The 12,045-nt window shown below is 53.5% G+C and carries 15 protein-coding genes; 9 read left to right on the top strand and 6 right to left on the bottom strand.

The window, feature by feature from the left end:
• The first annotated feature begins 13 nt into the window (after window positions 1-13).
• On the top strand, window positions 14-502 hold the full coding sequence (locus tag KNP06_RS00925; protein WP_214711664.1) for an SMI1/KNR4 family protein: 489 nt from the start codon (window positions 14-16) through the stop codon (window positions 500-502).
• Window positions 503-540: 38 nt separating this feature from the next.
• Here the strand turns inward: KNP06_RS00925 and KNP06_RS00920 are convergent, their stop codons facing one another.
• From KNP06_RS00920 to KNP06_RS00910, 3 genes are all read right to left on the bottom strand, one after another.
• Window positions 541-966 (bottom strand): hypothetical protein, encoded by a 426-nt coding sequence (locus KNP06_RS00920; RefSeq protein ID WP_214711662.1) that lies wholly within the window; start codon window positions 964-966, stop codon window positions 541-543.
• A gap of 63 nt (window positions 967-1,029) precedes the next feature.
• Entirely contained in the window at window positions 1,030-2,223 is a 1,194-nt protein-coding gene (locus KNP06_RS00915; RefSeq protein ID WP_214711660.1) for an ABC transporter permease, read from the bottom strand.
• Window positions 2,213-3,103 (bottom strand): ABC transporter ATP-binding protein, encoded by an 891-nt coding sequence (locus tag KNP06_RS00910; RefSeq protein WP_214711658.1) that lies wholly within the window; start codon window positions 3,101-3,103, stop codon window positions 2,213-2,215. Before KNP06_RS00910 ends, KNP06_RS00915 begins: the two co-directional genes overlap by 11 nt.
• A gap of 116 nt (window positions 3,104-3,219) precedes the next feature.
• On the opposite strand from KNP06_RS00910, the gene KNP06_RS00905 reads away from it, so the two are divergent.
• Together KNP06_RS00905 and KNP06_RS00900 are read left to right on the top strand one after the other, a co-directional pair.
• A complete protein-coding gene (locus KNP06_RS00905; protein WP_214711656.1) occupies window positions 3,220-4,164 on the top strand; it encodes a VOC family protein in 945 nt (314 codons plus the stop codon).
• Window positions 4,161-4,760, top strand: a complete 600-nt coding sequence (locus KNP06_RS00900; protein WP_214711654.1) for an alpha/beta hydrolase — start codon at window positions 4,161-4,163, stop codon at window positions 4,758-4,760. Before KNP06_RS00905 ends, KNP06_RS00900 begins: the two co-directional genes overlap by 4 nt.
• Here KNP06_RS00900 and KNP06_RS00895 read toward each other — a convergent pair.
• The gene (locus KNP06_RS00895; RefSeq protein WP_214711652.1) at window positions 4,757-5,245 is read right to left on the bottom strand and encodes a hypothetical protein; all 489 of its coding nucleotides are present in this window, start codon (window positions 5,243-5,245) and stop codon (window positions 4,757-4,759) included. The two genes, KNP06_RS00900 and KNP06_RS00895, sit on opposite strands and share 4 nt — an antisense overlap.
• A 252-nt stretch (window positions 5,246-5,497) precedes the next feature.
• Between KNP06_RS00895 and KNP06_RS00890 the strand changes: the two genes are divergently transcribed.
• From KNP06_RS00890 to KNP06_RS00865, 6 genes are all read left to right on the top strand, one after another.
• Window positions 5,498-6,049, top strand: coding sequence for a hypothetical protein (locus KNP06_RS00890; protein ID WP_214711650.1), 552 nt, complete (start codon window positions 5,498-5,500; stop codon window positions 6,047-6,049).
• Window positions 6,050-6,086: 37 nt separating this feature from the next.
• On the top strand, window positions 6,087-7,142 hold the full coding sequence (locus KNP06_RS00885) for an acyltransferase family protein (protein ID WP_214711648.1): 1,056 nt from the start codon (window positions 6,087-6,089) through the stop codon (window positions 7,140-7,142).
• 73 nt (window positions 7,143-7,215) lie between these two features.
• Entirely contained in the window at window positions 7,216-7,551 is a 336-nt protein-coding gene (locus tag KNP06_RS00880) for an Asp23/Gls24 family envelope stress response protein (RefSeq protein ID WP_034778659.1), read from the top strand.
• A gap of 198 nt (window positions 7,552-7,749) precedes the next feature.
• On the top strand, window positions 7,750-8,415 hold the full coding sequence (pgmB, locus tag KNP06_RS00875; protein WP_214711646.1) for a beta-phosphoglucomutase: 666 nt from the start codon (window positions 7,750-7,752) through the stop codon (window positions 8,413-8,415).
• A gap of 147 nt (window positions 8,416-8,562) precedes the next feature.
• The gene (locus KNP06_RS00870; protein ID WP_214711644.1) at window positions 8,563-8,973 is read left to right on the top strand and encodes a Rok-like winged helix domain-containing protein; all 411 of its coding nucleotides are present in this window, start codon (window positions 8,563-8,565) and stop codon (window positions 8,971-8,973) included.
• Window positions 8,974-9,099: 126 nt separating this feature from the next.
• Window positions 9,100-10,152 carry a glycosyltransferase family 4 protein gene (locus tag KNP06_RS00865; protein WP_214711625.1) on the top strand — a complete coding sequence of 351 codons (1,053 nt, stop codon included), beginning with the start codon at window positions 9,100-9,102 and terminating at the stop codon, window positions 10,150-10,152.
• A gap of 52 nt (window positions 10,153-10,204) precedes the next feature.
• On the opposite strand, the gene KNP06_RS00860 is transcribed toward KNP06_RS00865, so the two are convergent.
• Together KNP06_RS00860 and KNP06_RS00855 are read right to left on the bottom strand one after the other, a co-directional pair.
• Window positions 10,205-11,227: an LCP family protein gene (locus KNP06_RS00860; protein ID WP_214711623.1), complete on the bottom strand. Its 1,023-nt coding sequence runs from the start codon at window positions 11,225-11,227 to the stop codon at window positions 10,205-10,207.
• 41 nt (window positions 11,228-11,268) lie between these two features.
• The gene (locus KNP06_RS00855) at window positions 11,269-11,910 is read right to left on the bottom strand and encodes a YigZ family protein (protein ID WP_214711621.1); all 642 of its coding nucleotides are present in this window, start codon (window positions 11,908-11,910) and stop codon (window positions 11,269-11,271) included.
• Window positions 11,911-12,045: the final 135 nt, after the last annotated feature.

Here is a 12,045-nt window from a genome sequence, read left to right as displayed (position 1 = left end):
AAGGAACAATGTGATGATTGCTGTTCAAGTACTGAAACGACGATTGGTGAACAACCGGCTCGATGTCCAGTTAGAAGAAGGATACGTGAATCAACTGACATTCTCCTTCAACGGTCCAGCTACTGCGACGGAGTTAGAGCGGTTGCCGAAAGAAACACCGGCAGCGGTCCGTGCATGGTTAACCGAACAGAACGGTGCCAAACTGTTCGAAGACCCGGAATACGGCGGAGCAATCGAATTGTTCTCGATCGAGGACATCCTTGAGCACCAACAATTATGGAACTGTCCGGCGCGTTTTCTACCGATAGGGGCGGGGCGTGACGGAGAATGGATGGTTTGTGAATACATAAGTGAGACGGACAATCGGATGTGGATTGGAGAATTTTTGAGCTTTGACGAAGAGGACGCTAAATTGAACCGCTTGCCGTTCAACTTTTCACAATGGTTGGACTATGTGATTGTGGCACAAGGTGCTTCATTTTGGGATTGGTATCGAGCATAAAAAAGAACGGCCGCCCATTTGGGTGGCCGTTCTGTCGTTCAGCGCACAGAACGTGCGTCATATCTTACTTTCGGTCGTGTCCCGGCAAGTAGGAAGCCGAGCACGATGTTGAGGATCGTGAGCACCCAACCGACGTAACCGAACGTGTAGGCGAGGCTCGCGAGCATCGTCTGCCAGTCGAGTAAGGACGCGGCGTCACCGCGAACGGTGAAGCGGATCACGGTGAATCCGATGAGCGTCGTCGTCGTGATCAAGATGCCGATCCACGCGCCGCCGAACCGCGACGTCTCTGGACGCCGGCTGACCGGATACCAAAAAGCGAGCGTCCCGAGGAACGTGCTTCCCGCATATGCGAGCAAGATTTGCCACAGCGCATCAGCGTCCAAGAAGACGGTATAACAGATGAACGTCGTGAGCGTCGTCATGAAAGTAAAGATTAAAGCTGCGAGTAATCGTGATCGCATTGTTCGTTTCCTCCTCATTTTGCACATTCTTTAGAGTATACGAAAACGAAAATGCTGTAAACGTTATTGTCGATTCTGTAATATTTGTCGCCATTGTTTAATCGCGTTGTTGCCGTAGAATAGGACGCCGCCGCGATAAAATTTCGAGCCGACCCACAAAATCACACCGATCGTGGCAATCATGATGCCGATTGACAACGCGACTTCCCATACCGGCACATCGACGAGCATGACACGAAGGAACATGAGCATCGGCGTGAAGAACGGGACGTACGACAAAATCGTGACGATCGGTGCTTCTGGGTTGTTCAAGCCGAACATGGCGGCGAGGAACCCGGCGACAAGGAGCATGATGACCGGCATCGTCATCTGTTGCGATTCTTCGACCCGGCTGACGAGTGAGCCGAGTACGGCGAACATGGCCGCATAGAGCAGGTAGCCGAGCGTGAAGAACGTCAACAGGTAGACGACGGCCCGGACGTTGCCGGCGTTATCGATGACCGACTGGGCCATCTCGTTGCTGCGGGCGCTGAAGTACCCGAAGCCGAGGAAAATCGCGATTTGAAGTAACGCGAGCGTCCCGATGGCCGAGATTTTGGCGAGCATGTGCGTCACCGGATGCGTCGTCGAGATGATCAGCTCCATGACGCGCGACGACTTCTCGGTCGTGACCTCGGTCGAAATCATCGAGCCGTACGTGATGATTGAGACGTAGAGCAACATGAGCATGACATAGACGAACGCGAACGACGAGAACAGCTCGTCCGAGTTCTCACCGCCGCGGCCGAGGTACGATTCTTCGACCGTGACAGGCTCATTCAATGCCGCGAGGACGGCCGGGTCGATGTTCGACGTCTCGATCAGTTCGGCGTTCCGGATTTCGCGGAGTGCCGTCTGGAGGACCGTCGTGAAGTCCGGTTCTGGCCGTTCCGATAGAACGCGGGCCGAATCCCCCTCGATGAAGGCGACGATCTCATAATCCCCGTTGTCGAGACCAGTACGCGCCTCGGACTCGGAGATCGCGGCCGATTCGATGTCTTCATAACCGAGCGACTGCATGAGCGTCGTCAGTTCATTATTGTCGGTGACGAGGATAGCTTGGGCCTGGTCGGTGTCCTCGAAATTCGCGAGCAATCGGTCGATGTTCGTGAAACCGAAGATGAACAGGATCGTCAACAACGTCGAGATGAGGAACGCCTTTGAGCGCAGCTTCGAGCGTAACGTGAACGAGTAAAGTGGTCCGAAGTTATGAAACATGTTGGCCGACCTCCTTGATGAAGATGTCGTTTAATGAGACGGGCTGGCGCATGAATGTCGTGATGGCGGCACCGTTCGAGACGAGGGCACCGAGCACCGCATCGCTGTCGTCGAACGAGTCGAGCCGGACGAAGTGGCCATCCTTATGTGGTTCGACCGCCCGGACGACCGGGAGGGCTTGGAGCACGTCAGGTCGGTCCGTCTCGATAAAGAGCACCGGTTCAGCGTAACGTTCCTTGATCGTCGGCACGTCGCCGCTGACGACCGCGCGGCCGCCTTTCAAGATGCCGATGTGTTGGCACAGCTCCTCGACGTGCTCCATCCGGTGGCTCGAGAAGACGATCGTCGTCCCGGCGTCGCGGAGGGCGAGCACTTCACGTTTCAAGATCTCGACGTTGACCGGGTCGAGCCCGCTGAACGGTTCATCGAGGATGAGCAGCTCCGGGTTGTGGAGCAGGGCGGCCACGAGTTGAATCTTCTGCTGGTTCCCTTTGGACAGTTGTTCGACGCGCATCGTCTCATACTGCGGGATTTCGAGTCGTTCGAGCCATGACTTGACCGCCCGTTTCGCCTCGGCTTGGCGCATTCCTTTCAAGCTTGCTAGAAAGACGAGCTGGTCCCGGACGGGTGACTTCGGATAGAGGCCCCGTTCTTCCGGCAGATAGCCGACGATGCGGTGGTCGACTTTTCGGCCGTCCCAGAGGATCGTCCCGTCACTCGGTTTTAGAATGTCGAGAATCATGCGGAACGTCGTCGTCTTCCCAGCCCCGTTCGCTCCGAGCAGGCCAAACATTTCGCCTTTCGGGACGTGGAAGCTCAAGTCGTCGACAGCGGTGAAGTCACCGAACTGTTTTGACACACGATCGATTTGTAACGTCATATATGTACCTCCTTATAGGTGTCTACTATTAGCGTACGCCATATTGAGCAAAAAGTTTCACATTTCTTCGAAAATGATTTATCTTGAAATCAAGATAATAAAAAGGAGGACATGAGATGACGAAGCAATCAGCGGGTATCCATCACATCTCGGCGATGGTGAAAGACCCACAACGCACATTAGACTTTTACGGGAATGTCCTCGGACTCCGGTTCGTCAAACAGACGGTCAACTTCGATGACCCGGGCACGTACCATTTCTACTTTGGGGACGAGCAAGGGTCACCGGGGACGGTCATCACGTTCTTCCCGATTCCAGGGATCGGCAAAGGCAGCGTCGGCAGCGGACAAGTCGGGGTCACGGCTTATCTCGTCCCGGAAGGCAGTCTCTTATTTTGGGAGAAACGATTGAACGACCATGGCGTCGGCACGGTCGCGACCGAACGGTTCGGCGAGCCGTCGCTCTTGTTTGAAGACCCGGACGGACTCGTCGTCGAGCTCGTCGCCCGGGCGAGTTCGAAACAGACGAGTTGGGTCGTGCCGGGCGTGACATCAGCTGAAGCAATCACCGGTTTTGCCGGGGCGACGCTGTTGTCGAAAGACCCTGAGGCGACGGTCCGCTTGTTGACGGGACTGTTTGGCTTTGAGACGGTAGGGGAAGATTCAGAATGGATTCGCCTACAAGCCTCGGCCGACTACGGCAACGTCATCGACGTGAAAAAGACCATCCTGCCGAACGGGGTGCCCGGTTCGGGGACGGTCCATCATATCGCCTGGCGCGTCAATGACGGGGAAGACTACACGATGTGGCAAGACGCCATCTTCGAGCTCGGGCTCCGTCCGACCGAAGTGAAAGAGCGCCATTACTTCCGCTCGGTCTACTTCCATGACGCCGGCCGAATTCTCCATGAACTGGCGACCGATGCGCCCGGCTTTTTGATCGATGAGAGTTTGGAGGGCCTCGGCTCGACGCTCAAGCTCCCGGCATGGTTTGAACAAGACCGTGACGCGATCACCCGTACGTTACCGACGATTACAATCCCGAGAGGAGATATGACATGATACATCAATTCATTCAAGGCACGACCGAGACGACACTCGTCTTATTGCACGGCACAGGAGGGACGGAGCAGGACTTAATCCCGCTCGCACGAAGACTCGCTCCCGAGGCGAACATTTTGACGCTCCGCGGGGACGTGCTCGAGAACGGCATGTCTCGCTTCTTCCGCCGTCACGCGGAAGGGGTCCTTGACCTCGATGACTTGAAGCAGCAGACGGAACGGTTCTTGACGTTCTTGGATGATGCGGCGGCGGAATATGGCATCGACCGCGACCAGATGATCCCGCTCGGCTATTCGAACGGGGCCAACTTGATCGGATCGGCGCTTTACCGGAAGAATGCGTTCCACGCATCACTTTTGTTCCACCCGATGGTGCCCGACCGTTCACTCACGTTGCCAGACCTTACGGGGGCGAACGTGTTCATCTCGGCCGGGGAGCGTGACCCGATTTGCCCGAAAACAGAAACAGAAGAGCTCACATCGACGCTCCGAAGTGCCGGAGCGGACGTTGAACTCTTCTATCACGAAGGCGGGCACGAGCTGCGTATGGAAGAAGTCGAGGCAGCACAGACCTGGCTGGCGCCGTATCTCGGTTAAGCCATCTTCTTCGGTTTCGATGGTCTCGAGTAGACGACGAGCACACCACGATCAATCAAATAGGCGGCGAACAGACGCTTCGCCTCTTCAGAACGGACAGTTCGGTCGATTTGGATATACAATCGGCCGAGCTTTTTTTGTGACGTGCGGGTCAATAACCAGATGGAGTCGAGCGTGTACTGCCAGCTACGGAGCGTGTTGGCCCCGATGTACATGTATCGGTTCGATGTGCGTTCGAGCAGGTAGTTGAGCCACCAGACGTCACGCGCGAGTTTCATGGCGACGCCGATGAAGAACGAAAGGAACACAAAGGACAGCACGGACAGAATCGGATGGATGGCGGTGAATCGTTCCCGGATCGGTTCGAAGGCGACGATGAGCAGTCCGACGGAAAAGGCGCCGGTGAACCACCAAAATCCGAAGTTAGAGAATGAACGTTTCGGGTCATGTACCATGTGGTGACGGTTACGAATGACGGAAGCCATTCTCCACACCTCCTTTTATTAGAATATTCTGATTATTTGGTAAGACTACTATACTATACTGTACCCACTCTCGTCTATTTGAATACGCTTGAAACATGCTGTCGGATGAAGATTTCTTGACGTTTCGGCTTGCGAAGGGAAAATCCGGGGAATGATGACAGTGACGTCATCATTTTTTTGTGGAAATGTAATTTCATCAGTTCAAAAAATCGGCTATGATAGGTGAGGAAAAATTCGAAGCGAGGGAATTGGATGAAGAAGATGAAGGTGGGCGAGTTGCGGGCCGAGCTCAAGCAATTCGACCAAAACGAGTTGATTGAGCTCATCGTCGGTCTGTATAAACAGCATGCAGAAGTGAAGACGACGTTGAACCGTTATTTCATGGAAGGATTCGAGCAGGAAGAAGTGGAGCGTTTGATTGAATCCATCAAGAAGCTTGATTCCCCCAACGCAAGGAACATGTTCCGATTTGATCAATTACGTGAGGGGGCGAAACTCGTCAAACAAGCGAACGCCTTCGCAGACCCTGTCTTGCGGAATTACGTCCGTGTCTTCTACCTGTACTATTTCGTTGAATACGTGGAGAAACAAGCCGATGTCATCCATTCAGTCGCACCTGGCGAATTGAATGCGTTCTTTACTGAGTTCGAACGACTGATGAAGACGATTCAAACTGAACCAGAACTCGTCGTCTTCGGCTTAACAGAAGAAATCGATTTCTTGATGGAGCATGTTCCGGCTGAAGACAAGGCTGGCTTGCTCAAGTGGTGGGAACAGAAAAAACGGTCACTCAATCAGATGTGATCGACTAGAAAAAATATGTAAGATATGAGGAAGAATTATGCGAAATCATTGGTACGATAATATTAAAGGCGTGCTCGTCTTGCTCGTCGTGTTCGGTCACTTGTTGACGGACGTGCGCGGTGCTTACGACGACATCTTGCCGAAATGGGTCTATTTATTCTTATACACGTTCCACATGCCGTTATTCATTATGCTGAGCGGTTACTTCTTCCGGGAGAACCGCTATTTGCGCGTCATCCAGCTGTTCGTCGTCTACGTCATCTGGCAAGTGATCCTCGGCTCATGGTTTGCCTTCACCGAGGGCATCCCGCTCTTGTCGCTCGAGAACCCGGGACTGATTCTATTGAAGCCGTATTGGGCGCTCTGGTACTTGATGGCGATCATCATCTGGTACGTCATCACCCCGTATGTGACCCAGTTGAAAGGATACTTGCTGTACGCGCTCCTATTTGCGCTCTTGTTCGGCTTCCAAGCTGAATCGACCGGCTTCTTCGCCCTGCGGAAAGTCATCATGTTCTATCCGTTCTTCTTAATCGGGAACTGGATGAGCGCGCGGAACACGATGAACTTCTTCGAACTGCCGAAGCGGGCCGAGCAACGGAACCGGTATCGGATCGGCGGATTCGCCGTCTGCACGACGCTCACGCTCGGGCTGCTCGCCTCGATGAGCCTTCAGAACGAGAGTGCGTTCTATCATATCGGCAACTTGTTCAAGTTCCGGTTCGCCTATGAGACGGCGGTGCCGGAGGCGATCTGGAGCGGGCCGTTCGCCTTCTTGATCGTCTATACGGTATCGATCCTCATGGCGATCAGTTTCGCACTCATCATCCCTGGGCGCGAGCTACCGGTCATCACTCGGGCCGGAAAGTACAGTCTCTACATTTATTTGGTGCACGTCTTCCTCGTCGTCGCCTGGAAGGCGTTCGTGCCGGCCGGGTTCATGCCGACGTCATGGCTCCAATTGCTCGTCTTGTTCGGTGTCGCCTTCTTGATCGTCCTATTGACCATCAGCCCGCCGGTCGTCAAGCTATTGAAGCCGCTCGTCGAGATCGACGTCCGCCGTGCCCAAGATGTGAAAGATGCAAAACCGTAAACCCTTTTCTAAACGGACGTTTTCCGCTACACTTTATAAAGGGAAGCGAAACTAGAGTTAAGGAAGTGACACCATGCCATACGAAAATGGAATGCATAGCACAGAAGGAGACGTCAACGTCTCACGTCACGTCGTCGAAATGATCGCCGCAGTCGCGGTCAAAGAGACGAAACACGTGTCGTTCACGCAAGAAGATACGAAACTGTCGGAGCGTGCGCTCATGAAGCACGTCAAAGTCGACGAATCGTCAGAAGGCGTCACGATCAACTTGTCGCTCTACATCGCTTACGGTCAATCGATCGTCAAGACGGTGACAGCCGTACAAGAACGCATCACGCAAGACATGGATACGATGCTCGCGATGACACCGCTATCGGTCAACGTGAAAGTCGTCGGCATCCAGTTGTAAGCAGTGGGAGAGGCGAATGCTTCTCCTGCTTTTTTTTTTTTGCGAAAGCGGTTGCATGATGATGGCTTTTTCATTTATAATAGAAATCGAACAAGTGCAACCGTTTGCATCAATGACCAATCGTGCAACGGGTACTTGTCAAGTTCCCTTAATGTAGTCTGACGACAGAAACATTAGAAGGAAAGGCGGAAAGCATGTATGTCGACGATTGAAGCAGTCATTTTTGATTTGGACGGTGTCATCACTGACACCGCGGAGTACCATTACCTCGCTTGGAAACAACTCGGAGAAGAGCTCGATATTCCGTTTGACCGCGAGTTCAATGAGACGCTAAAAGGCGTGAGTCGGACGGACTCGCTCGAGCGCATCCTCGCGCTCGGTGGAAGACAGGACGATTTCACACCGGATGAAAAAGCGGAACTCGCACAGAAGAAGAACGAACATTACGTTGAACTCATTCAACACATCTCTTCAGCCGACTTGTTGCCGGGCATCATTTCATTCCTCGATGAAATCAGAGAGGCTGGTCTCAAAATCGGAATGGCCTCGGCTTCTAAAAACGCATTCGCGGTCGTAGACGCACTTGGTGTCCGTCATTACTTCGATCACATTGTCGATGCAGCAACTGTCGCCGAATCGAAACCACATCCCGAAGTGTTTTTGAAGGCTGCCTCTGCCCTTGGCGTGAAACCCGAACATGCCATCGGTGTTGAAGACGCAGCCGCAGGCGTGACTGCAATCAAAGCGGCAAACATGTTTGCTGTCGCCGTCGGGGAAGAGTCGATGCTCGGTCATGCAGACCTCATCGTTTCTTCTACCGATGAACTCTCGCTCGCACGCATCCTCGAACGCGTCGGCGCGTAAAGACTACGATCATCTTCCGTGAGATGACGACTGCCCCGAACAGTCGTCATCTTTTTGTGTTGGGTCAAAAATTATACTGTCAGAAGTTGAATTTGGATGACAAACATATTACATCAACGTTACACTTTAAGGTGAGGAGGGATAATTATGGAATTTAAAGAAGTCAATGATAGTATTTATCGTGAACTAATGGAAATTGAAGAATCGTATCGTCAACTTCAAAGACGTGCTGAGTATTTGATTTCAGAACTTAATCGTAGTCAAAAACAAGAAACACTCACAGAGTCACTTAGAAGGTTACGACCTAGACGTGTTAATCAGCGTTACCCTATTGAAGTTTATGCACACCAAGTGACTGATTTGTTAGCAGAGCGTAAAACAATGAACGTTCGAGATATACAAATGGAACTAGAGTTACGATACCGTCACCAAATCAGTAATATTTACCAGTTGATGGTGAAAATAGAGACAGTTAATCCGGCAATAAAAAAAATAGGACGAGGGTTATATACATACGAAGTTATAGAAGAAACGACAACTAATTCAACTGTCCAGTGATAATCCTGATGATGCATAAAATCGTCGGGATTTTTTCGTTGTAACATTTCTGATACGTCTCGCCTCAAGGGAAATATGCTATAATTCGCCAGAGTCTATTTTTTTATGAGAGAGGAACGTTGGCCCATGCTATGGATTGCCATGTTGGTCAGTTTTGTGATGGCCATCTTGATCACGCCGCTCGTTCGCCGGTTTGCTTTTCTGATCGGAGCGGTCGATCACCCGAACGCCCGAAAAGTACATTTACGGACGATGCCACGGATCGGCGGCCTCGCCATCTTCATCGCTTTTTTCATCGGCTACGCCTTGTTGCTGCCGACGAGTCGATATAACGATGCCATCTTGATCGGGGCGGTCGTCATCATCTTGACCGGCTTCATCGATGACCGGTTCCAGTTGACGGCCCGCGTCAAGCTGATGGGGCAGATGATCGCGACGGTCATCGTCTTGAACGCCGGTATGCGCATCGAATTGATTAACCTCCCGTTCGACCAGCAACTCTATCTCGGTTCATGGAGCATCCCGGTGACGGTGCTCTGGCTGATTGGAATCACGAACGCGATCAACTTGATCGATGGGCTCGACGGGCTCGCTGCGGGCGTCTCAAGCATCGCCCTCGGGACGATTTCCCTGCTCGCCATCATCCAAGGCAACGTCTATTTGACGATGATGGCCTTGTTGCTCCTGGCGAGCACGCTCGGCTTTCTCGTCCATAACTTCTATCCGGCGAAGATTTTCATGGGAGACACCGGGGCGCTCTTCCTCGGTTATATGCTCGCCGTGTTCTCGCTCATCGGGTTCAAGAACGTGACGTTGTTCTCGCTCGTCGTGCCGGTACTCTTGCTCGGTCTGCCAATCTCGGACACGATCTTCGCGATCGTCCGCCGGCTCGTGCAAGGCCGTCCGCCGATGTCGCCCGATAAGTCGCACATGCATCACCAGTTGATCGACATGGGCTTCACGACGCGGCAGGCCGTTCTGCTCATGTACGGGATGACGTTCTTCTTCGGTATCGCCTCGATTCTGTTCGCGAAGACGACGATGCTCGGAGCGATCATCACGTTCGTCATCGTGCTCATCGTCGTCGAGCTGATCGTCGAATCGACCGAGTTGATCCATCCGAACTATAAGCCGATCATCCAGACATCACGACGCCTGCTCGGCCGGCCGAAGGCTTGATGTGACCATATGAAAACGACCGGGGACACGCGTCCCCGGTCGTTTTTTGGTATCAGTACGTCGTCGTCTCGCTGAACCCCTCTTCGGTGTCCATCAAGCCATTATCCGTCTCCGTCTCGGAGTCCTCCGCCGTCACCGGCAGGCCGAGCTCGCTCTTCAAGAGCGTGCGTTTCTCGCTCAAATCGGCCGGGTCGAGTTCGTAGTAATACACACCGCCGAGCGTCAAGTCACCGCCTGCGAGCGTCTCTTGGTTGAACGAGCGGAGCGACTTCGTATACGGCTGCAGCTGTGACGCCTCGGACAAGGACATATTCGTTCGGATGTTATCGCCGACCGCATTCATGATCCGGTTGAGCTTCGTGAACGAATTGATCGTCGTCGCCTCGTTGATGATGGCCTCGAGCACCTGCTGTTGACGTTTCGCCCGTCCGACGTCCCCTTCAGGGTCGTCCTTGCGCATGCGCGCGTAGGCGAGTGCTTCTTTTCCATCTAACATTTGGACGCCGGGTTCGAGCTCGACGTTACCGGTCGCCCGGCCCGAGATCGGGACGAGCACATCGACCTCGACGCCGCCGACCGCATCGACGAGATCCTCGATGCCGTCAAAGTTGATCGTCGCGTAGTAGTCGATCGGAATGTCGAACAGCTTCTCGACCGTCGCGATCGTCGTGTCGATGCCGCCGTAGGCGTAGGCGTGGTTGATCTTGTCTCTGAACTCGCCGTCCGTCGTCACGATGTCGACGTATGAGTCGCGCGGGATGCTGACGAGCGTCACTTGGCGCGATTCCTTGTTGAACGTCGCCACCATGAGCGAGTCGGTCCGTCCTTCCTCGAGCGAGGCACCGCCATCGACGCCGGCGAGTAGGACGGAGAAGTGATCTTTCGTCAGGTCGACCGTCTCTTCCCGACGGTCCGATTTGTCACCTCGTGTCAGCTCGCTGTTCGTGTTCTCCGCCGTCTCGTTCGCCTTAAAGACGAAGTAGCCGAAGGCCGACCCGCCAATCAACAGGACGAGGCCGAGCACGAGCAGGACGATCTTCCACACGGGGCGTTTCTTGCGGGAGTCTTGTTCCATGTCGTCTCCTCATTTCATTCGTTTCCTTTAGTATACGTGACCTACCGCACAAAATCACGTTCGATGATGCGCTGGTCCTGGGTCTCGAGTCCCCCTTGTCCGTTCGTCAAATCGACGAGCCATGCCATTGCGGCCTCGGTCTCTTCGACCGGCACCGAGATGTGGAACGTGACGGTGTCCGCGTAGACGATGTCGTCGAGGAGGTACGATGATTGCCGCAGTTCGTTCTCGACCTTGCCAATCCAGCCGTAATCGACCGTGAGCGTCAAGCGTTGCATCGGGATGCGTTCGACGATGCCGATCGCGTCGAGTCCTTCGCTCACCGTGCCGCCGTATGCGCGGATCAGTCCGCCGCCACCGAGCTTGATGCCGCCGAAGTAGCGGGTGACGACGACGACCGTGTCTTTCAACTCGCGTTTCCGGAGCACCTCGAGCATCGGCAGCCCGGCCGTCCCGCTCGGCTCGCCGTCATCGTTCGCTTTTTGGAACTCGTTCCGCTCGCCGATGATATAGGCCGAACAGTTGTGATTGGCGCTCCAATGCGCTTTCTTGATGGCTTGGATGAACGCCTGCGCCTCTGCTTCAGAGGTGACCCGTTTGAAGTGGGCGATAAATTTTGACTTTTGAATGACGACCTCGTATTCTCCGTCTTGTTTTATAGTATAATTTTGTTCAGTAGACATTTCTGAAAATTCTCCTTTCTATTTTTGAATATTTTTTTTAAAATTCAAGTAGGCGTCAACGCCTGGTGCGGCGAATGGGAAGGAGAGCCTCCATTTTTTACTGTAAACGAACGTTCCGCAGTCGATAATAGGAAT

It is taken from the genome of Exiguobacterium sp. s21 (genome assembly GCF_018617975.1).
Lineage (GTDB): Bacteria > Bacillota > Bacilli > Exiguobacteriales > Exiguobacteriaceae > Exiguobacterium > Exiguobacterium mexicanum_A.
The sequence above is the reverse complement of the archived record's forward strand: the minus strand, read 5'-3'. Positions and strand labels throughout refer to the sequence as shown.